Here is a 23,182-nt window from a genome sequence, read left to right as displayed (position 1 = left end):
GGCTTATGTCCGCTTTCGATCCGGTTCGCAGCTTTCGCAAGCTTGCCTATAACAACGCATTGGCGAATGTCCGGCTGCATCGTGCCTGTGCGGCCCTGCGGCCCAGCGAATTCGAGGCCAAGCGCGTCAGCTTCTTTCCGTCGATCAAGGCAACCCTCAATCATATCCTGACGGTCGACTGGTTCTACGTCGACGCACTTGAAGGCGGCACTCTGGGCCTCAAAGCTTTTGATATCGAGGAGCCGTATGACCGGCTGGACGAGTTGAGCCAGGAGCAGGCCGACGTCGATCGCCGGCTGGTTGCTCTATGCGAGGCGCTGACGCCGGAGATCGCGATGCGGATCATCGATATCCAACGCGACGGCCGCATCCAGCGGGAGAGGGCGGACGATGTGCTGAACCATCTGTTCCAGCATCAGACGCATCATCGCGGGCAGGCCCATGCCATGCTGGCCGGAACCAGCGTCGCGCCGCCGCAGCTCGATGAGTTCATCGTTTCCGACGATGCGCGCTTCAGGGGCGAGGAATTGGCAGCGCTTGGTTGGGACGAAACGAAGCTGATGCGCTGAGATCGACTCGAGGCGATATCGTCTTCGCCAGCGTTTCGATCGTCCGCTGTAGCAACGCCTTTCCGCCGCCCTTCCATCCGAGCGCGCGGATCTTCGACGTATTCATGGCATTGGTTTCGTATGCTGCAGGCGCTGGCAGCGCGTGCGGACAGCCGGTTGCGCTTTGAAGATACCCCAGGATTTCGCGCGTGTCGGTGAGTATATCGGAGAGATTGAAGGCTTTGCCGTCAATGCGGGCAGCTTCCGTCTCCAGCAAAAGACGGATAGCGCGGCCTAGATCGCGGCCATGAACCTCGGTTCCGGCCCGCGCGGGAACCGGCTTGCCGCTCAGATAGTCGTCGAACAACGCGCCCCATTTGTTCGGTCGCAGGTCGCCATAGACGCCTGTCGCTCTCAGGCTCGTGGTCGCAAAGCCAGGCGTGGACAGAGAAAAAAGTGCGTGTTCGGCGTCGCGCTTCACCTCGCCGTAGAGCGTGTTTGGCATCAGCTTGATCGCCTCGGTCAGCTCCTCTCCGGAAATCCTGTCTCCATAGACGGCACGGGAGGAGAGAAAGATGCAGCGACGAATGCCGGCCTTCCGCGCCGTCTCGAAAAGCCTGACCGAGCCGTCGAGATTGAGCCGGCGAAAGCCTTCCGGATCGTCCCCTTCGCCGCCGCGATATTTGCCGGCGACATGGCTGAAGGCGGCGTGCACGAAGAAATAGGCATCGTCGAAAGCGCCGCTCTGATTCTCCATCGGGTCAAGGCTTAAGGGGACGAAAGAGACGGGCTGTGAAAAGAGGCCCGATGGAGGCGGATTGCGTCCGCCGATCGCAACCTTGTATCCGGCTGATAGCAGCTCTTCGGCGATGTATCGGCCGACGAGGCCTGTTCCGCCCGAGATCAGGACCTTCATGCCGCCGCCCGGGGATTTGCGAGCGCGGCGATGTCGGGCATATTTCCGCCGGTATGGAAGCTATGCCATAGCTCGATCAGTGGTTTCAACTGTTCCGCCTTGGGGTGGTTTTCCTCCCAAGGTTTTTCATACTGGTAGTGCAGGATCGAGACACTGTTCCAATCCCAGAGCGCGGGCATGCTGAACCAGACATATTGCAGCATGTTCATGAAGATCGGCAGGCCGTGCCAATCCGGGAAGAAGGTCTCGAGAAAGGTCTGGTCCGTGCGCCGCCAGAAGACGTCGGGACGGTCGAGGCTCTCCAGCATATGCCGGAAGGTCGCAAGCGACGGCTTGGCGACGAAGACGCCCGAATTCAGCCGGTGGAAATCGGCAAGGCTTTCATAGACGTTCGGGGCGGCCGAAAATTCCGGATAGTCGAAGAGCCTATCGACGTTTCTCAACACGAGCGCGTCCGCATCGATGAAGACGCAGGTGCCGTATTCGATCAGCTGCCAGAGTCGCAGCTTGCAGAAATTGTCGAGCGGCGTGTGGAAGGAGGGCTTGCGGCCCTTGGTGAATGGGGCGGCGGCGTGAAGATTGCCGCGGGCATGCCGCTCGTTGAAGGCATCCGACAAGGGAAGATGCTCGACTTCCACCAGCCGGCAGTCGAGTGCTGCCAATGGGACGAGGTCGTTTTCGCCGACCCCTTCCGTATGCAACACGACGATATCGGCTTTCGTGCCGCTGCGCACGATCGAGCGGGCAAGCGCCAGCGCACCCATGGCATAATCGGCATTCGTGACGAGCGTCACGAATGCCTGCCCGGCACGAGGGCGGCTGTGAGGCCGCAAGCCTTGCAGCATTTCGCTTCCAAGCATCATGATACGGACTTCAGCCTCTTGCCCTCGGGATCATGGTTGACCGTCGCGGCGAGATCCCTGGTCCAGGCGGAGATGGCCGGCACGCGCGAGCGATCGACGCGATAGGCATATTTCCTGGCGACGTCGACGATTTCGCTGAGAAGGCCGGCTTCAAGCGTGATCGGCGCCAGCCCGAGATCGAGGAATTTTTCGTTCTTGACGATCAGGTCGTTTTCGGGCGCTTCCTTGCGCGGATTGGGCAGACGGACGACTTCCGCGCCGCTCATCTTGGCGATCATCTCGGCGAGATCGCGCACGCGATGCGTTTCCGTCATCTGGTTGAAGATCTCGACGCGGGCGCCGCGAGCCGGCGGATTCTTTAGCGCGAGTTCGATGCAGCGCACCGAATCCTGAATATGGATGAAGGCGCGGGTCTGGCCGCCGGTGCCGTGTACGGTCAGGGGATAGCCGATGGCGGCCTGGATGAGGAAGCGATTGAGCACCGTGCCATAATCGCCGTCGTAATCGAAACGGTTGATCAACTGCTCATGCCGGCGCGTCTGTTCGGTGTGGGTACCCCAGACGATGCCCTGATGCAGGTCAGTGATCCTCAGCCCGTCATTCTTGGCATAGAATTGGAAAAGCAGCTGATCGAGGCACTTCGTCATGTGGTAGATCGAGCCGGGATTGGCGGGGTAAAGGATCTCCTGGCTGACGGTACGACCGTCGGCCGTATCGATGCCGACGGGCAGATAGCCCTCCGGAATAGCGGCACCCACCGTGGAATAGCCATAGACGCCCATCGTGCCGAGATGCACGAGATGCGCGTCGAGATTGAGTTCGACGAGCGCGTTCAGGAGATTATGCGTGGCATTGACGTTGTTGTTGACCGTGTAGTTCTTGTGGCGGTCGCTCTTCATCGAATAGGGCGCGGCGCGCTGCTCGGCGAAATGCACGATGGCATCGGGGCGATGCTCGGCCAGCCATTTTTTGAGGAGCTCATAGTCCTTGGCCAGATCAATCAGGTGGAAATGGATGCGGCGGCCGGTTTCGGCGTGCCATATACGGGTGCGTTCCTGAATCGAATCCATCGGCGTCAGCGACTGGACGCCGAGTTCGGTATCGATCCATCGGCGGGAAAGATTGTCGAGGATGTGGATCTCATGACCGGCGTCGGAGAGGTGAAGCGAGGTTGGCCAACCGATGAATCCGTCACCGCCCATAACCGCTATTTTCATGAGATTTTTCCTTCTGCGCCGATCCGCTAGCCGGCACCATTCCGGATAGTCGGAGTTTATGACAATTGTTCAAAGCTTGCTTGATGGCAGAACTTCGGCCAAAGAGATGCCGGACATTCAAGGAGATGCGGCAACGATGAACAGCCCCTTTCTGATTGCTGGGGAACTGGAAGCCGGAAGCCACCGGCTGGTGCAGCGAGTCTACTATGAGGATACGGATTTTTCCGGCCTCGTCTATCACGCGCGCTACCTGCATTTCCTCGAGCGCGGACGCACGGACTATCTGCGTTGTCTCGGCGTGGAACAGCGTGAACTCCTGAATGCCGATGAAGAGGGGCTGGTTTTCGTCGTCCATCGCATGGAGATCGATTTCAAGGGACCGGCGCGCATGGATGACGTGCTGACGATCCGAACGGTCACGGAAAAGGCCGGCGGCGCCAAGATGGTGCTGTCCCAGGAGATACGGCGCGGCGATACATTGCTGATCGCCGCCAAGGTCATCATCGCTGTGATCAACGCGAAAGGACGCCCGCGCCGTCTGCCGGAAAAGCTTGCGGCGCAGATGCTGGCGGCATCGGAGAATGCTGGCTAGCAAAGGATTTGGCGTCTTCACGTTCGCCGCGCGGCGGGAGCAAAGACCGCATGTTGAAAACAGGCTGCTTGCAATAACTTGAGTTTTATGTGAAGGAATTCGCCGCGCAAGCTTTGTCTGCGTTTGCCGCCGGTTTCGTCCGGTCAGTTCTTCCCTGGAGCTCCCTGGAGCTAGAATAACCTTCGCTGCCGTTAAATCCTTCATGTTTCGACGCTAACATTCTTTTAACCATAATAGTGTCTTACTGGTCATGTCGGAGTTTGTGCGGTGCACGCCTTCCTTTGACCAAATTTGACGGCAAGAAGGCAGTTGTAAGCTTGGAAGGCTTGACCAGGGCGTTCAGCGGCGGCTGCCAAACAATTCTTGTGAGATCACTTTTAGCCGCCCGGTCTAGCGCCGGGCGTTTGGATTCGGGGATTTTGGATCAATGGAACAAGTAGCATTGGCGGCGGCCACCACACCGGACATCACCCTCTGGTCGCTCTTCATGCAGGCGGGCCTGGTAGTCAAGCTCGTGATGATCGGCCTGCTGGCAGCGTCCGTATGGACCTGGGCGATCGTCATCGACAAATATCTGAGCTATGCGCGAGCGCGCCGGCAGTTCGATCATTTCGAGCAGGTCTTCTGGTCTGGCCAGTCGCTCGAAGAACTGTACCGCACGCTTTCGGAGCGCAACAATACGGGCCTCAGCGCCATCTTCGTCGCTGCCATGCGCGAATGGAAGAAGTCCTTCGAGCGCGGCGCCCGCTCGCCGATCGGCCTGCAGATGCGTATCGACCGCGCCATGGACGTGACGCTGGCGCGTGAATCGGAACATTTGACGGCGCGCCTCGGATCGCTCGCGACCATCGGTTCTGCCGGTCCGTTCATCGGTCTTTTCGGTACGGTTGTCGGTATCATGACCTCGTTTCAGGCGATCGCCGGTTCGAAGTCGACCAACCTTGCGGTTGTTGCGCCTGGTATCGCCGAAGCGCTGCTGGCAACCGCCATCGGCCTGGTCGCCGCTATCCCCGCCGTTATCGCTTACAACAAGTTTTCTGGCGATGCCGGCAAGCTCTCGGGCCGCATGGAAGGTTTCGCGGACGAATTCTCCGCCATCCTTTCGCGCCAGATCGATGAGAAGCTGCAGCCGCGTCAGGCAGCGCAGTAAGTAGCGGACAGAACCGGAGTATTTCACATGGCAATGTCTGTTGGAGGCAAGGGTGGCGGCGGAGGCCGCCGGGGTGGTCGTCGCGGCGGAGGCCGGGGCGGCCCGATCGCCGATATCAACGTGACGCCGCTGGTTGACGTCATGCTCGTGCTGCTGATCATCTTCATGGTGGCGGCACCGATGATGACATCGGGCGTGCCGATCGACCTGCCACAGACCCAGGCAGGCGCACTGAACGCCCAGACCCAGCCGATCACCATTTCGATCAAGGCTGATGGCCAGGTGTTCCTGCAAGAAACGCAGATCGATGTCGCTGAAATCGCCGCCAAGCTGCAGGCGATCGCGACCACGGGCTACAACGAGCGCATTTTCGTGCGTGGCGACGGCAAGGCGCCTTACGGTGTGATCGCCGACGTCATGTCACGTATCCAGGAAGCCGGTTACAAGAATATCGGCCTGGTTACGCAGCAGATAACGGACCACTGACGAACCGACATGAAGCGCAGTCTCGCCACTTCTGCTGTCATTCACGTCCTGGTGCTGATCGGCGCCATGGTGTCGCTGAGTGCGCCGGCGCCGCTGGAGACGCCGGAAAGCACGGCAATGGATGTCGATATCGTGACGGCGGATCAACTGCAGCAGGGCGAGAAGAAGGCGCCGGTGACGGATCACGCCGCGCGCAAGCCGACGACCAAGCAGGATCAGGTCGCCAACGCCCAGAATACCGGCGAGAACAAAGTCGACATCAAGAACCCTGTCGTGCCGACGCAAAGGCCGGAGAGCGACACGGCGGCCCTGGCGCCGAAGAAGGTGGATGCGCCAGTACCGCAGGACGATCCGAGGCCGAACGACGTCAAGACGATCGAGCAGAAGGAAACGGAAGCCGCCCCGAAGGAAGTGGCCGCTATTCCGCAGCAGAAACCGGACGTAACGCCCACTCCGACACCGAAGACGGACCCCACGCCGCCGACGCCAAAAGCCGATGCGACGCCGACCCCGCCGACGCCACAGCCGACCGAGCAGGCGGAAATCCAGCTGCCGAACAATGTTCCCGTGCCGGATATCAAGCCGCAGCCGACGCCGCCGAAGACCGCCGAGCAGAAGCCGGAGGTCAAGCCGACGCCGAAGCCGGACGTGAAGGTGGCCGAGGCCAAGCCGACCGACAAGACGACGACGCAGAGCACCAGCAAGACCACATCGGCTGACGACGGCAAGAAGGACGCTGACAAGAAGCGTCAGACCCCGAAGGCCTCCAGCAAGGGCCTTGACGATGGTCTCGCCGATCAGATCAACGACCTTCTAAACAACACTTCGTCGAAGGGTGGCGCGAAACGCTCGTCGCAGCAGGCTTCCGCAGGCGCCGATACCCAGGTCGCTTCGCTTGGCGGCAAGAAGTCGCTTGGCGCCGGAAAGCTCAGCCAGAGCCAACAGGACGGTTTGCGTGATCTGATCCAGAAATACTGGAACCTCCCACCTGGTCTTGAAGGCGGTGGCGACGTGCGAATCAAGGTGCACTTCAAGCTCGACAAATCCGGGCAGATCGTCGGTGAGCCGGAAGCGACGACGAACGGTGGACCGGCTTCGACACAAAGTGCCATGCAGTCCGCCGCTATACGAGCGGTCCTTCGCGCGCAATCGGAGTTCATGACGATTCTTCCGGCGGACAAATATGAGGACTGGCAGGAAGTCGTCGTCAATTTCAGCGCAGCGGACCTGGGAATGTGATGCGGAAAGTGCGGCTTTTGACGAATCACTGTCCATGCATCGGCACTCCGGATATTCCCGGCCCGAAGGACGTTCATATTCGGACCTACCTGAAGCTTGATAGCAATGGACGGATCGCGGGAGAATCCGATGTCGTCCCGCGGGGCGGTCCAGGGAAGACTCAAAAAATCGTGGTGGCAAATGCGATGCGTACCGTCCTTCGGGCGGCATCCTTCAAGAACCTGCCGCAAGCTCAATTCGATAATGAAACTAGCCGGGTCGACGTCCTACAGGACTTCGATCCCGGCCACATGGCGCTTTAATGCTGAAAGGCTTGGCACATATGATCAGAAAATCCCTCGTTCGTCTCCTGCTGGTGCTGGCAGGCCTGACCGCAGTCCTTGCCACTCCGGCCTATGCCGTGGTCGAGCTCAACATCAACAAGGGCAACGTCCAGCCGATGCCGATCGCTATCACCGACCTTCTGTCGAATGATAGCCTTGGCCCGCAGATCTCGGGTGTGATCGCAGCCGATCTGCAGCGCTCCGGATTGTTCGCGCCGATCAACAAGCAGGCCTTCATCGAGAAGATCACCAATCCGGATTCGACCCCGCGCTTCCAGGACTGGACATCGATCAATGCGCAGGCGCTGGTCACCGGCCGCGTGACGCAGGAAGGCGGCCGCCTTCGTGCAGAGTTCCGCCTGTGGGACACGTTCGGCAACAGCCAGATGATCGGTCAGCAGTTCTTCGCCCAGCCGGACAACTGGCGCCGTGTCGCGCACATCATTGCCGATGCGATCTACCAGAAGATCACCGGCGAGAAGGGTTACTTCGACACGCGTGTCGTTTTCGTTGCCGAAAGCGGCCCGAAGACGGCCCGCAAGACGCAGCTGGGCATCATGGACCAGGACGGCGCCAACGTCCGCATGCTGACCGACGGCAGCGATCTCGTGCTGACGCCGCGCTTCTCGCCGAACCGGCAGGAGGTGACCTATATGTCCTTCGCCAATCAGCAGCCGCGCGTCTATCTGCTGCAGCTGCAGACAGGCCAGCGCGAACTGGTCGGCAACTTCCCCGGCATGACCTTCTCGCCGCGCTTCTCGCCGGATGGCCAGCGCGTGATCATGAGCCTGCAGCAGGAAGGCAATGCCAATATCTATACGATGGATCTGCGCTCGCGCACGACGACACGCCTGACCTCGACGGCCGCCATCGACACTTCGCCGTCCTATTCGCCCGACGGCTCGCAGATCGCCTTCGAAAGCGACCGCGGCGGAAAGCCGCAGATCTATGTGATGGGTGCGGACGGTTCCAACCAGCGCCGCATTTCCTTCGGTGACGGTTCGTACTCCACGCCGGTCTGGTCGCCGCGCGGCGATCTCATCGCCTTCACCAAGCAGTCCGGCGGAAGCTTCTCCATCGGCGTCATGAAAACCGACGGTTCGGGCGAGCGACTGCTGACCACGGGCTTCCACAACGAAGGTCCGACCTGGGCACCGAACGGCCGCGTCATCATGTTCTTCCGCCAGCCGGCCGGTTCAGGCGGCCCGCAGCTCTATTCGATCGACCTGACCGGCTATAACGAACAGAAGATCCCGACTCCCGGCTTTGCTTCCGACCCGGCATGGTCGCCGCTTCTCGAGTAGTGAAGGACCTGCCACGTTATCGCCGCAAAGTCCTGTGAGTGGACCTTTTCGGGACGATTTTAGGACATCATTAACCATATTTGTTGGAATCGGATTAACCGAACCCGGTTACAGTCTGGCAACCCTGATAGAGACTTAAGGAGAGACCGGCTATGAGCCGCATCGCAACCCCGGCCGTTGGCCACATGCAAAACCTCGCCCGCAACCCGATCATGATCGCGCTTTTCGTCGGCCTTTCTCTGGCTGGCTGCGCTTCCAAGAAGGGTCTGCCGAACGATGCCAACGGTCTCGGCCTGAACGGTGCCGGCAATGCTACTCCGGGTTCGCCGCAAGACTTCACGGTCAATGTCGGCGATCGCATCTTCTTCGATACCGACAGCACCTCGATCCGCTCCGACGCCGCTCAGACGCTCGACCGTCAGGCTCAGTGGCTCGCCCGCTATCCGAACTATGCGATCACCGTCGAAGGCCATGCCGATGAGCGCGGCACGCGCGAATACAACCTGGCGCTCGGCGCTCGCCGCGCAGCTGCCACCCGTGACTATCTCGCTTCACGCGGTGTCCCGGCCAAGCGCATGAAGACGATCTCTTACGGCAAGGAACGTCCGGTCGCGACCTGCGACGATATTTCCTGCTGGTCGCAGAACCGCCGCGCCGTCACCGTGCTCAACGGCGCCGGTTCCTGATAGGTCAAAAGCCAGTCGAGAATGTATAAAGGCGGCCTCCCAGCCGCCTTTACTTTTTTGACCACACTTTGGCCGAACTCCGTTGCTTTTTGAGAGCAATTGTAAAAATCTCCTGTTCGAGCCCTTGGCCCGAAGAATCAATGAGACAGGACGATCCATATGAGAAAACTTGTCGTGGCGAGCATGCTTTGTCTCGCTGCCTTCGCAGGTAGTGAGCGCGATGCTTCTGCCTTGTCGCTGTTCGGAATCCACCTCGGAGGCCGTGATGCCTCCACGCAGTCGGCTTCCAGCAACGTGTATCAGAGACAAGCGCAATACGGCCAGGCACCGGTCGTCAATGTTCAAAGCAGCGATGCCGAGATCCGACTGCAGCAGCTGGAAGATCAGATGCGCCAGCTGAACGGCCGTGTCGAGGAAATGAGCTATCAGCTGCTGCAGATGCAGGAACAGATCCGCAAGACGCAGGAAGACAATGAATTTCGTTTCCAGCAGCTGGAAAAGCGCGGTGGCGCGCCGGCTGCAGGCAGCACGATGAAGAAGAGCGAAGCCGATGTTCCGGCATCGGGCTCCGGCGGCCAGCGGCAGGATGATATTGCCGGCGTCATCGGCGATTCGCAGAACAATGACGTCGCTTCCCAACAGGGAAGCGGCTCGGGCAAGCCGCCGAGCCAGCTTGGTTCGATCCAGTTCGACCAGGGCGGCAAGCAGGTCGGCTCCTCTATTTCGGGGGCCAACAATGGCTCGGGCGCGCCGCCGAGCGCCGGCTCCGGGACACAGACCGCCTCGCTTGGCAATGAAAACGATCAGTACAAGGCCGCTTATGGCCACGTCCTGTCGGGTGACTATAGTGTCGCCGAACAGGAGTTCCGCCAGTATCTCGACAGCTATCCGAGCAGCACGCGGGCCGCGGATGCGAATTTCTGGCTCGGAGAGGCGCTATACTCGCAGGGCAAGTACAACGACGCCGCCAAGACCTTCCTCAATGCGCATCAGAAATATAGCGGCTCGGAAAAGGCACCTGAAATGCTCCTGAAGCTCGGGATGTCGCTCGCCGCGCTTGACAACAAGGATACGGCCTGTGCCACGCTTCGCGAAGTGACCAAGCGCTACCCGAAGGCCTCGAAAGCCGTGACCGGCAAGGTCGCCAGCGAAGAGAAGCGGCTTGCCTGCTGAGCGCCATGTCCATTGACGCTGTGACCGGCGGTGCCACAGCCCTCATGCCAGAAGCCGCCGCGACTGTATTCCTGCAATCCCTATCGACGCCTGCTCATATTCTGGTTGCCGTTTCCGGCGGCAGCGATTCCATCGGGCTCTTGATTGCCCTTGACGAGCAGCTGAAATCCCATTCCCGCAGAGATATCACCCTTAGCGCCGCGACCATCGACCATAGGCTGCGCGCTGCCGCGGCAGACGAAGCGCGAGAGGTCGCAGCACTCTGCGCTTTGCGCGGCATTCCCCATTTTACCCGTCGCTGGGAGGGCGAGAAGCCGGCAACCGGCCTCATGGCCGCGGCGCGCGAGGCTCGCTATGAATTGCTCGCCGATCTTGCCGAGGAGATTTCGGGCAATCTCATCGTCACCGCGCACACCATGGATGATCAGCGTGAGACCATGGTCATGCGCGGCAAGCGCCGGCTGGCAGAGGTAGACGGCCTTGGTACCGGCATCGCCGACGCGATGCTGTTTGACCGGCGCATCTGGATTGTCAGGCCGTTTCTGGCCTGCCGGCGGATGGATATCAGAGCTTGGCTCAAGATGCGCGGCATATCCTGGCTCGATGACCCCAGCAACGCAGATATGAGATATGAGCGCGTGCGTACGCGCATGGAACTTGAAGCGGATGCGTCGGGATCGCTTTCGGGCGATGGCGGTGCCGGCCGCGCCGCGCTATCCGGGAAGGCGGCCGCATGGCTGGACGACCATGTCACCATCCATGCGAATGCGCTTTGCGTCATCGATCGATCCGGCCTTTCGGCGGATAAAGCGGTTGTCGCCTATGCCTTGTCTTACCTTGCCGCCGTCTTCGGTGGCAGGACTTATGCGCTGGGGCGCGTGCAAATGCAGCGTGTTCTCGAATTTGTGAACGGCGCGGATCCCGGCCGGCGTACGGCCGGTGGCGTGGTCTTCGACCTGCGCCGCGATGGGCTCTACCTCATGCGGGAAAGCCGCAATATCGCCCCACTGTCGCTCGCACCAGGCAAAAAGGGCAATTGGGACGGCCGCTTCGAAATAAGCAATTCGGGCCGTGTGCCCCTCGTCGTGCGCCCCGCCGGAACGGAGAATGCGGCGATTTTCCCGTCGAATCTGCCGAAAGGAGCCGCGCGGCGCGCCGGGGCAGCGCTGCCGATGATGACGACGGACGTGGGGACAAAGACGGCGTCGGTTGCGGTCGTGCCCTATCTTGCGCCTTTCGACCGCTTTTTGACACGATTCGACCTCACATTCGCGGATCGGCTTTCAATCGCTTTTGGACGTGAGGCCTATATGCGGCCGCCGGTTTCGGTCCTATAGACGGAAAAAACATGTGGCGGCGCGGTTTGCCTTGGCAAGGGCTTGGCGCAACCCTATGTTAGAGGTCAAGTAATGCCGCCGCTCAAGCGGCGGAAGTTTCAGTGCTGGGGAGTTCGATGAACCCTAATTTTCGTAATTTCGCTCTGTGGGCAATCATAGCCTTGCTGTTGATTGCTCTGTTCAGCATGTTTCAGAACGCGCCGGCACAAACAGGCTCCAGGGAAATTCCGTATTCGCAGTTCCTTCGGGAAGTTGATTCCGGCCGCGTCCGTGACGTGACCGTAACGGGCAACCGTATCATCGGTAGCTATTCCGAAAACAGTACGGCCTTCCAGACCTACGCTCCGGTCATAGATGACAGCCTGCTTGAACGCCTGCAGTCCAAGAACGTTACTGTTGCCGCCCGCCCGGAATCGGATGGTTCCTCGAGCTTCCTGAGCTATCTCGGCACGCTGCTGCCGATGCTCCTGATCCTCGGCGTCTGGCTGTTCTTCATGCGGCAGATGCAGGGCGGCTCGCGCGGAGCCATGGGCTTCGGCAAGTCGAAGGCCAAGCTTCTGACGGAGGCGCATGGCCGCGTCACCTTCGATGACGTCGCCGGTGTCGATGAAGCCAAGCAGGATCTTGAAGAAATCGTCGAATTCCTGCGTGATCCGCAGAAGTTCCAGCGTCTGGGCGGCCGTATTCCGCGCGGCGTTCTGCTTGTCGGACCTCCCGGTACCGGTAAGACGCTTCTGGCGCGCGCCATCGCCGGCGAAGCCAATGTGCCGTTCTTCACCATTTCCGGTTCAGACTTCGTCGAAATGTTCGTCGGTGTCGGTGCAAGCCGCGTCCGCGACATGTTCGAGCAGGCGAAGAAGAATGCACCCTGCATCATCTTCATCGACGAAATCGACGCCGTCGGCCGCCATCGCGGCGCCGGTCTCGGCGGTGGTAACGACGAACGCGAACAGACGCTCAACCAGCTGCTGGTCGAGATGGACGGCTTCGAGGCCAATGAAGGCATCATCCTGATCGCCGCTACCAACCGTCCTGACGTGCTCGACCCCGCGCTGCTGCGTCCGGGCCGTTTCGACCGTCAGGTCGTCGTGCCGAACCCGGATATCGTTGGCCGCGAGCGCATCCTCAAGGTTCATGCACGCAACGTGCCGCTGGCTCCGAACGTCGATTTGAAGACGCTTGCCCGCGGTACGCCCGGTTTCTCCGGTGCGGACCTTATGAACCTCGTCAACGAAGCCGCCCTGATGGCTGCCCGCCGCAACAAGCGCCTGGTCACCATGCAGGAATTCGAAGACGCCAAGGACAAGATCATGATGGGCGCGGAGCGCCGCTCTTCGGCGATGACCGAGGCGGAAAAGAAGCTCACCGCCTATCACGAGGCCGGTCACGCCATTACCGCACTCAACGTCGCCGTCGCCGATCCGCTGCATAAGGCAACCATCATTCCGCGCGGCCGTGCCTTGGGCATGGTCATGCAGCTCCCCGAGGGCGATCGCTACTCGATGAGCTATAAGTGGATGGTTTCGCGCCTCTGCATCATGATGGGCGGCCGTGTCGCGGAAGAGCTGACCTTTGGCAAGGAAAACATCACCTCGGGTGCGTCTTCCGACATCGAGCAGGCAACCAAGCTTGCCCGTGCGATGGTCACCCAGTGGGGCTTCTCCGATGAACTCGGCCAGGTCGCCTATGGCGAGAACCAACAGGAAGTCTTCCTCGGTCACTCCGTTTCGCAGTCGAAAAATGTGTCGGAAGCAACGGCGCAGAAGATCGATAACGAAGTGCGTCGTCTGATCGATGAAGCCTATCGCGAAGCCAAGGATATCCTCACTTCGAAGCATGACGAGTTCGTGGCCCTAGCCGAAGGCCTCCTCGAATACGAGACGCTGACCGGCGAGGAGATCAAGGCGCTCATCCGCGGTGAAAAACCGGCACGCGACCTTGGCGATGACACGCCGCCGAGCCGTGGCTCGGCCGTGCCGAAGACCGGTGCCAAGAAGGATGGTTCGCTCGGTGCCAAGGGCGACGAGCCGGAAGGCGGTTTCGAACCGCAGCCGCGCTGACGCACGGAGCCGATTGACCATGTAGACGAAGCGGCCAGTTCTCCTTTGACTAGGGAACTGGCCTTTTTCTTGATGGCCGCAGGTGACGGACGGAAGCTGAGTGAGGGTCGGCACCGATGATGGTCCGAACATCGGAGTTGGGCTGAGAGTGGCCGCAATTCGTAAAACGACATTCGGCCGGGCTCTTTACCGGAGTTGCCTTATCGAAGATCGGATATCTCCATGCGTGAAGCTACCGTGATCCTCAAGGCTATCGCACATGGGGCGGATGAAAACTCCTTCTCCCCGAGGGGGAGAAGGGACGCGGCAGCGACTTCTCAGCTCCACGATTGCTTGGCGACCTGCGGTTTCAAGGCGGCGGAACCAATGCCAACCACGCCTGCCAGTATTCCTATGAACAAAGGCCGCGGCGTCATGCTCCAGAGGATGGCCGGCGATGTTGTGAGTTCTGCTCGTTCGGAACCTTTGCTTGCCCGCGATCCGCGATCATGGCGGACGGGCCGTTGCTATTGGCCGGCTGACGACGCGGCAAGGGTAGCCCGACGATGCACAATCGTCGTAGCCGGGGGAAGTAATATGGGTAGTTTATGTTGTGAATTGGAATATTGTCCGCCTCCACCGGATGCGGTTTTTTAGTGCTTATTAATGGTAACGCGTTGTAATAGGCGGTCTCGGTAATTTAAGTGCCGAGTTTTACAATCTGTGGCATGAGCCACAGGCATCGATGCTCGAAGCGTCTCTGGATTCGGAGTAGTGCTTTCGATGCCGCTGCATGTTTCGCGAAAATGCAGCAACGACAGGAGTGCATATGAAACGTCGCTATTTCGGAACTGACGGAATTCGCGGTCAATCCAACATCTATCCGATGACGCCGGATCTTGCCATGCGCGTGGGTATCGCCGCCGGCACGATCTTCCATCGTGGTAGTCATCGTCACCGGGTCGTCATCGGCAAGGACACGCGTCTTTCCGGCTATATGCTGGAAAACGCCATGGTGGCGGGCTTCACTGCGGCCGGCGTCGATGCCTTCGTTCTCGGCCCCATTCCGACGCCTGCCGTCGCCATGCTGACGCGTTCGCTGCGTGCCGACATCGGCGTCATGATTTCCGCTTCGCACAACCCTTACGAAGACAACGGCATCAAGCTTTTCGGGCCGGACGGCTACAAGCTGTCCGACGATCTTGAAATGAAGATCGAGGATCTGCTCGACAAGGACATGACCGAGCATCTTGCCAAGGCTGAGAATATCGGCCGCGCCAAGCGCATCGACGGCGTGCACGACCGCTATATCGAGCATGCCAAGCGCACGCTACCGCGTGACGTCACGTTGCAAGGCCTGCGCATCGCCATCGATTGCGCCAATGGTGCTGCCTACAAGGTTGCCCCGGCTGCTCTATGGGAACTCGGCGCCGACGTCGTGACCATCGGCAACGAGCCGAATGGCACGAACATCAATCTGAACTGCGGCTCCACCAGCCCCGTTGCCCTGCAGAAGAAGGTGGACGAAGTGCGCGCCGATATCGGCATTGCGCTGGATGGCGATGCCGACCGCGTCATCATCGTCGACGAGACCGGCACGATCATCGATGGCGATCAGCTGATGGCTGTCATCGCGGAGAGCTGGGCCGAGAGCCAGACGCTGCGCGGCAACGGCATCGTGGCGACCGTCATGTCCAATCTCGGCCTCGAGCGTTTCCTCGAAGAGCGCGGCATGTCGCTTGCACGCACTGCCGTCGGCGACCGCTATGTCGTCGAGCATATGCGTCAGCACAATTACAATGTCGGCGGTGAGCAATCGGGTCATATCGTGCTGTCCGACTATGGCACGACGGGCGATGGGCTGGTGGCCGCGCTGCAGATCCTTGCCTCGGTGAAACGCACCGGCAAGCCGGTCAGCGAAGTTTGTCGGCGTTTCGAGCCCGTGCCGCAGCTGCTGCGCAATGTCCGCATTGCCGGCGGCAAGCCGCTGGAGGACATTCAGGTGCGGCAGGCGATTGCCGATGCGGAAAGCGAACTTGCCCGCAATGGCCGTCTGGTCATCCGCCCTTCCGGTACCGAGCCCCTGATCCGGGTCATGGCGGAAGGCGACGATCGCGGCCAGATCGAACGTATCGTCGGCGGATTGATCGACGTGATTTCGAGCGTCCGCTCGGCAGCCTGAGCCTGGAAATATCGGATATCCAAAATTGCGGCCGTCTCGTCGAGGCGGCCGTTTTGTTTGCGCCGGTGTGGCCGAGACGGCTTACTGGAACATTTCGCCGGGGTAGGCGCCCCAGAGCTTGTCCTGCCTGACATAGCCTCTCGCCGAATGCTCCCTTACGGAGACGCGGCACCATCTTCCCGTGCAGGACTGCAGCGAAACCAGAACACGGGGCTGCAGCTCCGCGACCGCCCGAGCGGCTGGACTGGGATCTGCGCGCAGCATTGCATTCTTGGTCAGCCAAGGTGCGATCAGTGCAGTGCGAGTGCCGGAGAGCAGGGCGCTATGCATCCAGCCAGTCACGCCAGTGTCGTCGCGGACCTGCCGCCAATGGCCATATTCGTCGATGATCTCCAGGGGCAGGCCGGGTTTCACGTAGATCCATCTGGTCGCGTACATCGTCGATGGACCCACGCGCATCCGCGCTTTTTGGGCTCTCAGCGAAACATAACGCGGGATCGGCAGTCCCGTCTCGCGCCCCTTGTTCCATGCGGTGGCCGCAACGGGCTTTACCGGCATCGCCCCGGCCAATGCAGCAGGGCTCAGGAAGAGGATGAGGAGCCCCAGACAGGCCCATATTTTTCGATGGCAAGTCAAAGACTTCCTCCTGATTTAGCTTCCCGGCTATGACACTGTAAGGGCGCTATTCTTGCCAATTCGTTTAGAAATCCAGGCTTCCACAGGACTCGATGGCGCATGCGCTCGCGAAGAAGGGAGGAGGTGAAACGGCCGCATCCCCTTCTCTTTGTTGTAAGATCACCAATCTCTAATATATTAAATAAAGTATAGTCTCTGAATAAACACGGTAAATATTCGTAGTTAATCAGGTTTTAACTCATTTTCATCATTATCCCTGTCATGTCATTTCGATTGGCAAGCATCTGCTGTGCCAAGGCAAGAAATTTGGAGCCAAAGCCATGATGAAATCCCTAATAGGAGCACTTGCCACTTTGCTTGTCGGCACGTCGGCCTTTTCCGCTGATCTCTATACACCGGAGCCGGTCCAGCCGGCGCCGGAGGTGACTGTCGCCCAATCCAGCGGCTGGTACCTGCGCGGCGATGTCGGCTATGCCTTCACGAACTTGCGCGGCGCCAACTATTTCCAGGGCTCCAACGCCAGCCTGGTCGATTTCGATAGGGCATCGCTCGACGACAACTTCACCATCGGCGGCGGTGTCGGTTATCAGATCAACAATTATCTGCGCACGGACGTGACGCTCGATTATCTCTTTAAGTCCGACTTCAAGGGTTCGACGAGCGGCAATTGCGGCGGCTGCGGTCCCGGCTTCTCGTCCGTTCCCGCAACGTCCCGCGATCTGGCGTCCTTGACGGCCTACAGTTTGCTTGCCAACGCTTATGTCGATCTCGGCACCTACGGCATCTTCACGCCTTATGTCGGCGGCGGCCTCGGTGGTACCTACGTCAAATGGAGCAACCTGAAGAACACGTCCTGCTCGGATGCAAATCCGGACTCCTGCGATGGCACGGTCACACATAATGGCCGCGGCAGCTGGCGCTTCACCTATGCGCTCATGGCCGGTACGTCGATCGACCTGAGCTGCAATCTCAAGGCCGATGTTGGTTACCGCTACCGTCACGTCCAGGGCGGCGACATGTTCGGCTACAATGAAAATGGCGGTCCGGGCTATGACAAGGGCCTGAACCTGCACGAAGCCCGCATCGGTGCCCGTTATACCTTCGGCGGCTGCCAGACGGCAAGCTACATGCCGCCGGCCGATATTCCGCCCCAGCCGGTCTACAAATAAGCGTAGCTCACGCAACCCATTGAAAAGCCGTCCGGTTTCCTCCGGGCGGCTTTTGTCTTTTCTCTCTCCCCGTTAAGCAATTCTTCCGTGCTTTAAAGCTTCATTAACCATGAATTCCCTATGGTTAATGAAATCAGAATGGCGGCTTTTCCGCAGAGTTTCTTCTCTGACGGGCTCGCAGGGAAGCAAAGGCCGACCGATTCGACGCGCGGGCATTCGCCCGAGGATGGAAGGCGAGGGGTAATGATCCGTTTTGACGCTTTGGCGCTGGCCGCAGCGATGGCAGGCGTATCGACGGGCGTTGCTCTTGCGGGCGATACGCCGCCGGAAATCAAGGTGCCTGAAGTCAGCGTCCCCGAGGTCAGCGTCAAGGATGCGAAGGGATGGTATGTCCGCGGTGATATCGGCTATGCAGTCAATGCCAGCCGCAACGACACGACGTTCCATGCTTATGATCCGGCCGGTGGCGATTACAGTTCGAGCCGTTTCGATTCCAGCCGCTTCGGCGGCGACTTTTCCGGCGGCCTGGGTGTCGGCTATCAATTCAACGACCTGTTTCGCGCCGATGTCACGGGGGATTTCTTCAGCGGCGATTTCAACGGCCGCGTCTCCAGCAATTCGCCCTGTTCCGGCGGATCGGCCGGTACCGGTTGCTCCACAAAGGCACATTCCTCCTTCAGGGCCGGCAGCCTGATGGTCAATGGCTATGTCGATCTCGGAACACTTGCGGGCTTTACACCCTATGTCGGCGCGGGTCTGGGCGCGACGCGCGTCTCGTGGAGCAGCGTCAATGGCATCGGTTCCTGCGTGGATGGTGCTTCCGGCTGTGGTGGCGCAGCTTCGGTCAGCACACGTTATCCGGGCGATAGCGACTGGCGCATGACCTATGCGCTGATGGCAGGCGTCGCCTATGAGGTTGCGCCGAACATCAAGGTCGATCTTGGCTATCGCTTCTCCCACGTCGCCGGCGGAGACATGTTCGGCTATTCCGCCGCCGATTCGGTCGCGGGTGCCGGCGGCACCATGGGCCGCGACGGCGTGCTTTCGCGCCACGAAATCCGCATCGGCCTCAGGATCACCACCTGGTAGGTTCGAGGCGCAGCGGTTTGGTTTTCAAGGAAGCTCTGAGCCGCTCCAGTTTTTCTCGCAATTCCACACGGAAAGCCGCTACGCACTCTTCCTGGCGTTGCCCTATGGCATCGTCAACACGTAGTTGATGCGGCGAAAGAAGTCCAAGGTTCGGAAGATATGGGCGGGTATGCGCCGCCACGCCGAGGCCTTGGCGGCGCGATAATCGCGGCGCCAGCCGATCATGGTGGTGCGCTGCAACCGGCTGAAGCCGGCGATATTGGTGCGCGTGCTGAAGATCGAGATCTGCATGTCCCAGCCACGCTCCACCGCCACATCCCAAGGCAGTGACATGACCGCCAGCGATTTGACGATTTTTTCGGCACCGTGGCGCGTGACGAGATAGCAAGCCGTCGAACCCTGCGGGCCGAAAAGACAACGGCCGACGATGTCTCCCTTCCTGCTGCGCATCATGGCACAGAAGCCATTCCAGCGGTGGTTCACAAGCTTGATGAGGTCGGCCGTCGGCGCTGCATCCTTGGCGGCCATGGCGCGCGCCAGGAAATCGGCATCCAGCGCGACATCGTCCTCGATGATGACGGCCATCGAGTCATCGCTCGCAAGAAACTGGCGTAGTGCCTGCAAATGGCTGCGATAGCAGCCATATTCACCTGGAAGGATGGTCCGGCCGTGCCGGCGCTGGAAGCGATCGTGATCCACGTCGACCCATTGGTCACGTGGGATGAGGGCGCCGTCGATGCCGTCGATGCGTTCGAAGCGGAAACCGAATTCATCGCTCTGTCGCCGGATCTCCGCCAATCTCTCCGCCGCTCGGTCTATATTGATCAGATAGACCGGCACGATCTGTGCGGGTATGGGAGAGCTTTCAATAAGCGCAGTTAGAGACATTGGACACATTTGTCATTTCTACCGGCGCGACCAGGGACGCCAAACCCTATATGATTGTGCTTCGGCGAAAAAACCAGTTTTTGTGTGGCCAAATTTGGCTGAATTTCATTGTGCGTAACTTACGCACCTTCAAACTTTTCGCACGACTTTGTGATCGAGCGCCATCCGCAAATTTTACTATTGCGCCGGCGCTGGGCTTTCAATATACCCGGCGGCGGGACACTCCTCCCCAACGAGGAGCTTTCTATCTGAGAGGATAGCATCATGACTAAGCTCGCCAAGCCGGACATCCGTCCGAATAATACCCATTTTTCTTCTGGTCCATGCTCGAAGCGTCCCGGTTGGACGCTTAACGCTCTTTCCGACGCGGCTCTCGGCCGTTCGCACCGCGCGAAGGTCGGCAAGGCAAAGCTGAAGCAGGCCATTGATCTTACCCGCGAAATTCTGGAAGTGCCCGCGGATTACCGCATCGGCATCGTTCCGGCTTCCGACACCGGCGCCGTCGAGATGGCGCTCTGGTCGCTGCTCGGCGAACGCGGTGTCGACATGCTCGCCTGGGAAAGCTTCGGCGCCGGCTGGGTTACCGACGTCGTCAAGCAGCTGAAGCTCAAGGACGTCCGCAAGCTCGAAGCCGGCTACGGCGAGCTGCCCGATCTTTCCGCTGTCGATTTCGATCGCGATGTGGTCTTCACCTGGAACGGCACCACCTCGGGCGTCCGCGTTCCGAACGGCGATTTCATCCCGGCCGACCGCAAGGGCCTGACGATCTGCGACGCCACCTCGGCGGCCTTTGCCCAGAACCTCGATTTTGCCAAGCTCGACGTCGTCACCTTCTCCTGGCAGAAGGTTCTCGGCGGCGAGGGCGCACATGGCGTCATCATCCTGTCGCCGCGCGCTGTCGAGCGCCTGACGACCTATCAGCCGGCTTGGCCGCTGCCTAAGATCTTCCGCATGACCAGCGGCGGCAAGCTGATCGAAGGCATCTTCACCGGCGAGACGATCAATACGCCTTCGATGCTCTGCGTCGAAGACTATATCGACGCTCTCCTCTGGGCTAAGGATCTCGGCGGCTTGAAAGCACTGATCGGTCGCGCCGATGCCAATGCCAAGGTCATCCACGACTTCGTTGCCGCCAACGACTGGATCGCCAATCTCGCCGTCAAGGCCGAGACGGCATCCAACACCTCCGTCTGCCTGAAGATCGTCGACAAGGATGTCGTCGCTCTCGATGCCGATGGTCAGGCGAATTTTGCCAAGGGCCTGGTTGCGCTCCTTGAGAAGGAAGGCGTCGCCTATGACGTCGGCCATTACCGCGACGCGCCCTCGGGCCTGCGCATCTGGGCCGGTGCAACGATTGAGGCTTCCGACATGCAGAAGCTGATGCCCTGGCTCGCCTGGGCTTTCGAAACGCAGAAAGCGACGCTCTCCCAGGCTGCTGCCTGAGGTTTGAAGCGTTTATGGCTCCGCCCCGACAGGCGGAGCCCAGCATTCCGAATTCTCATTGTTTTCATGCAATTCCGACCGGAAAACCGTTCGCATTTCGTGGGATTGCTCGTCTTAGCTGACTTTTCAGGAGGCCTCCATGGCACCTCGCGTTCTCGTATCCGATGAATTGTCGGAAACCGCCGTTCAGATCTTCCGCGATCGCGGCGTCGAAGTCGATTTCCAGCCGCAACTTGGCAAGGACAAGGACCGGCTGTTCGAAATCATCGGCAATTACGATGGTCTTGCCATCCGTTCTGCCACCAAGGTGACGGAGAAGATCATCGAAGCGGCGAAGAACCTCAAGGTCGTCGGCCGCGCCGGCATCGGCGTCGACAATGTCGATATTCCGGCCGCCTCGCGCCGCGGTATCATCGTCATGAACACGCCGTTCGGCAATTCGATCACGACCGCCGAACACGCCATCGCGCTGATGTTTGCCGTTGCCCGCCAGCTTCCGGCTGCCGATGCCTCGACCCAGGCCGGCAAGTGGGAAAAGTCGAAGTTCATGGGTGTCGAAATCACCGGCAAGACGCTCGGCATCATCGGCGCCGGCAACATCGGTTCCATCGTGATTGCCCGCGCCCTTGGCCTGAAGATGCATGTCCTGGCCTACGACCCCTTCCTGTCGAAGGAGCGCGCCGAGGAAATGGGCGTTACCAAGGTCGAGCTCGATGAACTCTTCGCCGGCGCCGACTTCATCACGCTGCATGTGCCGCTGACCGACAAGACCCGCAACATCATCGACGCCTCCGCGATTGCCAAGATGAAGCGGGGCGTGCGCATCATCAATTGCGCTCGCGGCGGTCTCGTTGATGAAGCGGCTCTTGCTGCCGCCATCAAATCAGGCCATGTCGCCGGCGCCGCCTTCGACGTGTTCGAAGTCGAGCCCGCCAAGGAAAGCCCGCTCTTCGGCCTGCCGAACGTCGTCTGCACGCCGCATCTCGGTGCCTCCACGACGGAAGCCCAGGAAAACGTCGCTCTTCAGGTCGCCGAGCAGATGGCGGACTACCTCGTCAAGGGCGCCGTCTCGAACGCCATCAACATGCCCTCGATCACCGCTGAGGAAGCGCCGATCCTGAAACCGTTCATCAAGCTTGCCGATGTTCTCGGCGCCTTTGTCGGTCAGGTCACGGAAGATCCGATCAAGGAAATCGAGATCCTCTATGATGGCGTCACGGCCAACATGAACACCAAGGCCCTGACCAGCGCGCTGCTCGCCGGCCTGATCCGCAATCAGGTTGCTGACGTCAACATGGTTTCGGCCCCGATCATGATCAAGGAAAAGGGTATCGTGCTTGCAGAAGTCAAGCGCGACAAGACCGGCGTCTATGACGGTTACATCAAGCTGACGGTTACCACCAACAGCATGACGCGTTCCGTCGCCGGCACCGTCTTCTCGGACGGCAAGCCGCGCTTCATCCAGATCAAGGGTATCAATCTCGATGCCGATGTCGGCAATCACATGGTCTATATCGCCAATACCGACGTTCCCGGCATGATCGGCTTCATCGGCACGACGCTCGGCTCCGCCGGCGTCAATATCGCCAACTTCCAGCTCGGCCGCGACAAGCAGGGCGGTGATGCCATCGCGCTTCTCTATGTCGACGGTCCGATCAGTGATGAGGTGCTTGGCAAGTTGACGGCGCATCAGGCGATCCGTCAGGCAAAGCCGCTGGTGTTCAACGCCGACTGAGCCTGCCCGCCCTGAAGAGGGGCGGCAGCTATAGAATTCGCTCCTCCCAAGAGCCAATCCGAAAGCTCGGCGCGACATAAGTTGCGCCGGGCTTTCTTTATGGTTGTGAGGGTTGTGGATAAGCCCGGTGCGTAGACTATCGGGGGCGAGGAAACGCGCCTATCTCT

At 60.0% G+C, this 23,182-nt stretch carries 20 protein-coding genes; 15 read left to right on the top strand and 5 right to left on the bottom strand.

What is annotated here, in order from left to right; translation table 11 throughout:
- Positions 1–5 precede the first annotated feature (5 nt).
- Entirely contained in the window at positions 6–569 is a 564-nt protein-coding gene (locus tag FHT84_RS24615; RefSeq protein ID WP_113250511.1) for a DinB family protein, read from the top strand.
- Here FHT84_RS24615 and FHT84_RS24610 read toward each other — a convergent pair.
- From FHT84_RS24610 to FHT84_RS24600, 3 genes are read right to left on the bottom strand one after another with little or no spacing between them, the layout of a single operon-like run.
- A complete protein-coding gene (locus FHT84_RS24610) occupies positions 514–1,464 on the bottom strand; it encodes an NAD(P)-dependent oxidoreductase (RefSeq protein ID WP_113250512.1) in 951 nt (316 codons plus the stop codon). The genes FHT84_RS24615 and FHT84_RS24610 overlap by 56 nt on opposite strands.
- A complete protein-coding gene (locus FHT84_RS24605) occupies positions 1,461–2,324 on the bottom strand; it encodes a glycosyltransferase (RefSeq protein WP_246698633.1) in 864 nt (287 codons plus the stop codon). Before FHT84_RS24605 ends, FHT84_RS24610 begins: the two co-directional genes overlap by 4 nt.
- Positions 2,324–3,544 (bottom strand): NAD-dependent epimerase/dehydratase family protein, encoded by a 1,221-nt coding sequence (locus FHT84_RS24600; RefSeq protein ID WP_113250513.1) that lies wholly within the window; start codon positions 3,542–3,544, stop codon positions 2,324–2,326. The genes FHT84_RS24605 and FHT84_RS24600 overlap by 1 nt, the downstream gene beginning before the upstream one ends.
- 136 nt (positions 3,545–3,680) lie before the next feature.
- Between FHT84_RS24600 and ybgC the strand changes: the two genes are divergently transcribed.
- From ybgC to glmM, 10 genes are all read left to right on the top strand, one after another.
- Positions 3,681–4,136, top strand: coding sequence for a tol-pal system-associated acyl-CoA thioesterase (ybgC, locus tag FHT84_RS24595; RefSeq protein ID WP_112343431.1), 456 nt, complete (start codon positions 3,681–3,683; stop codon positions 4,134–4,136).
- 427 nt (positions 4,137–4,563) lie between these two features.
- Entirely contained in the window at positions 4,564–5,286 is a 723-nt protein-coding gene (gene tolQ / locus FHT84_RS24590) for a protein TolQ (RefSeq protein WP_112343405.1), read from the top strand.
- Positions 5,287–5,313: 27 nt separating this feature from the next.
- A complete protein-coding gene (tolR, locus tag FHT84_RS24585) occupies positions 5,314–5,772 on the top strand; it encodes a protein TolR (RefSeq protein ID WP_069611827.1) in 459 nt (152 codons plus the stop codon).
- 9 nt (positions 5,773–5,781) lie between these two features.
- Positions 5,782–7,011, top strand: a complete 1,230-nt coding sequence (locus FHT84_RS24580) for a hypothetical protein (protein ID WP_113250514.1) — start codon at positions 5,782–5,784, stop codon at positions 7,009–7,011.
- Between the two features lie 322 nt (positions 7,012–7,333).
- Positions 7,334–8,638: a Tol-Pal system beta propeller repeat protein TolB gene (gene tolB / locus FHT84_RS24575; RefSeq protein ID WP_112343432.1), complete on the top strand. Its 1,305-nt coding sequence runs from the start codon at positions 7,334–7,336 to the stop codon at positions 8,636–8,638.
- A 152-nt stretch (positions 8,639–8,790) separates the two neighbouring features.
- The gene (pal, locus tag FHT84_RS24570) at positions 8,791–9,324 is read left to right on the top strand and encodes a peptidoglycan-associated lipoprotein Pal (RefSeq protein WP_112343408.1); all 534 of its coding nucleotides are present in this window, start codon (positions 8,791–8,793) and stop codon (positions 9,322–9,324) included.
- A gap of 159 nt (positions 9,325–9,483) precedes the next feature.
- Positions 9,484–10,497: a tol-pal system protein YbgF gene (ybgF, locus tag FHT84_RS24565; RefSeq protein WP_112343409.1), complete on the top strand. Its 1,014-nt coding sequence runs from the start codon at positions 9,484–9,486 to the stop codon at positions 10,495–10,497.
- Between the two features lie 5 nt (positions 10,498–10,502).
- Positions 10,503–11,834, top strand: a complete 1,332-nt coding sequence (gene tilS, locus FHT84_RS24560) for a tRNA lysidine(34) synthetase TilS (protein ID WP_145644522.1) — start codon at positions 10,503–10,505, stop codon at positions 11,832–11,834.
- A 116-nt stretch (positions 11,835–11,950) separates the two neighbouring features.
- Complete coding sequence (gene ftsH, locus FHT84_RS24555) at positions 11,951–13,894, top strand: ATP-dependent zinc metalloprotease FtsH (RefSeq protein ID WP_112343411.1); 1,944 nt, start codon at positions 11,951–11,953, stop codon at positions 13,892–13,894.
- An 808-nt stretch (positions 13,895–14,702) separates the two neighbouring features.
- Positions 14,703–16,055: a phosphoglucosamine mutase gene (glmM, locus tag FHT84_RS24550; protein WP_112343412.1), complete on the top strand. Its 1,353-nt coding sequence runs from the start codon at positions 14,703–14,705 to the stop codon at positions 16,053–16,055.
- Positions 16,056–16,136: 81 nt separating this feature from the next.
- On the opposite strand, the gene FHT84_RS24545 is transcribed toward glmM, so the two are convergent.
- On the bottom strand, positions 16,137–16,691 hold the full coding sequence (locus FHT84_RS24545; RefSeq protein ID WP_145644523.1) for an SH3 domain-containing protein: 555 nt from the start codon (positions 16,689–16,691) through the stop codon (positions 16,137–16,139).
- 320 nt (positions 16,692–17,011) lie between these two features.
- On the opposite strand from FHT84_RS24545, the gene FHT84_RS24540 reads away from it, so the two are divergent.
- Together FHT84_RS24540 and FHT84_RS24535 are read left to right on the top strand one after the other, a co-directional pair.
- Positions 17,012–17,860: an outer membrane protein gene (locus tag FHT84_RS24540; RefSeq protein ID WP_112340560.1), complete on the top strand. Its 849-nt coding sequence runs from the start codon at positions 17,012–17,014 to the stop codon at positions 17,858–17,860.
- 243 nt (positions 17,861–18,103) lie between these two features.
- Positions 18,104–18,949, top strand: a complete 846-nt coding sequence (locus tag FHT84_RS24535) for an outer membrane beta-barrel protein (RefSeq protein ID WP_113250517.1) — start codon at positions 18,104–18,106, stop codon at positions 18,947–18,949.
- 102 nt (positions 18,950–19,051) lie between these two features.
- Here the strand turns inward: FHT84_RS24535 and FHT84_RS24530 are convergent, their stop codons facing one another.
- Positions 19,052–19,837: a glycosyltransferase family 25 protein gene (locus tag FHT84_RS24530; RefSeq protein WP_246698628.1), complete on the bottom strand. Its 786-nt coding sequence runs from the start codon at positions 19,835–19,837 to the stop codon at positions 19,052–19,054.
- Between the two features lie 264 nt (positions 19,838–20,101).
- On the opposite strand from FHT84_RS24530, the gene FHT84_RS24525 reads away from it, so the two are divergent.
- Positions 20,102–21,280, top strand: coding sequence for a phosphoserine transaminase (locus tag FHT84_RS24525; RefSeq protein ID WP_015340971.1), 1,179 nt, complete (start codon positions 20,102–20,104; stop codon positions 21,278–21,280).
- 139 nt (positions 21,281–21,419) lie between these two features.
- The gene (serA, locus tag FHT84_RS24520; protein ID WP_113250518.1) at positions 21,420–23,015 is read left to right on the top strand and encodes a phosphoglycerate dehydrogenase; all 1,596 of its coding nucleotides are present in this window, start codon (positions 21,420–21,422) and stop codon (positions 23,013–23,015) included.
- Positions 23,016–23,182: the final 167 nt, after the last annotated feature.

It is taken from the genome of Rhizobium sp. BK289, from assembly GCF_014193575.1.
Lineage (GTDB): Bacteria > Pseudomonadota > Alphaproteobacteria > Rhizobiales > Rhizobiaceae > Rhizobium > Rhizobium tropici_C.
The sequence above is the reverse complement of the archived record's forward strand: the minus strand, read 5'-3'. Positions and strand labels throughout refer to the sequence as shown.

What these genes read in the sequence shown, in the direction of transcription:
- FHT84_RS24615 (WP_113250511.1), top strand. Translation starts at nt 6, where the DNA reads ATGTCCGCTTTCGATCCGGTTCGCAGCTTTCGCAAGCTTGCCTATAAC.
- FHT84_RS24610 (WP_113250512.1), bottom strand. Translation starts at nt 1,464, where the DNA reads ATGAAGGTCCTGATCTCGGGCGGAACAGGCCTCGTCGGCCGATACATC.
- FHT84_RS24605 (WP_246698633.1), bottom strand. Translation starts at nt 2,324, where the DNA reads ATGCTTGGAAGCGAAATGCTGCAAGGCTTGCGGCCTCACAGCCGCCCT.
- FHT84_RS24600 (WP_113250513.1), bottom strand. Translation starts at nt 3,544, where the DNA reads ATGAAAATAGCGGTTATGGGCGGTGACGGATTCATCGGTTGGCCAACC.
- ybgC (WP_112343431.1), top strand. Translation starts at nt 3,681, where the DNA reads ATGAACAGCCCCTTTCTGATTGCTGGGGAACTGGAAGCCGGAAGCCAC.
- tolQ (WP_112343405.1), top strand. Translation starts at nt 4,564, where the DNA reads ATGGAACAAGTAGCATTGGCGGCGGCCACCACACCGGACATCACCCTC.
- tolR (WP_069611827.1), top strand. Translation starts at nt 5,314, where the DNA reads ATGGCAATGTCTGTTGGAGGCAAGGGTGGCGGCGGAGGCCGCCGGGGT.
- FHT84_RS24580 (WP_113250514.1), top strand. Translation starts at nt 5,782, where the DNA reads ATGAAGCGCAGTCTCGCCACTTCTGCTGTCATTCACGTCCTGGTGCTG.
- tolB (WP_112343432.1), top strand. Translation starts at nt 7,334, where the DNA reads ATGATCAGAAAATCCCTCGTTCGTCTCCTGCTGGTGCTGGCAGGCCTG.
- pal (WP_112343408.1), top strand. Translation starts at nt 8,791, where the DNA reads ATGAGCCGCATCGCAACCCCGGCCGTTGGCCACATGCAAAACCTCGCC.
- ybgF (WP_112343409.1), top strand. Translation starts at nt 9,484, where the DNA reads ATGAGAAAACTTGTCGTGGCGAGCATGCTTTGTCTCGCTGCCTTCGCA.
- tilS (WP_145644522.1), top strand. Translation starts at nt 10,503, where the DNA reads ATGTCCATTGACGCTGTGACCGGCGGTGCCACAGCCCTCATGCCAGAA.
- ftsH (WP_112343411.1), top strand. Translation starts at nt 11,951, where the DNA reads ATGAACCCTAATTTTCGTAATTTCGCTCTGTGGGCAATCATAGCCTTG.
- glmM (WP_112343412.1), top strand. Translation starts at nt 14,703, where the DNA reads ATGAAACGTCGCTATTTCGGAACTGACGGAATTCGCGGTCAATCCAAC.
- FHT84_RS24540 (WP_112340560.1), top strand. Translation starts at nt 17,012, where the DNA reads ATGATGAAATCCCTAATAGGAGCACTTGCCACTTTGCTTGTCGGCACG.
- FHT84_RS24535 (WP_113250517.1), top strand. Translation starts at nt 18,104, where the DNA reads ATGATCCGTTTTGACGCTTTGGCGCTGGCCGCAGCGATGGCAGGCGTA.
- FHT84_RS24530 (WP_246698628.1), bottom strand. Translation starts at nt 19,837, where the DNA reads ATGTCTCTAACTGCGCTTATTGAAAGCTCTCCCATACCCGCACAGATC.
- FHT84_RS24525 (WP_015340971.1), top strand. Translation starts at nt 20,102, where the DNA reads ATGACTAAGCTCGCCAAGCCGGACATCCGTCCGAATAATACCCATTTT.
- serA (WP_113250518.1), top strand. Translation starts at nt 21,420, where the DNA reads ATGGCACCTCGCGTTCTCGTATCCGATGAATTGTCGGAAACCGCCGTT.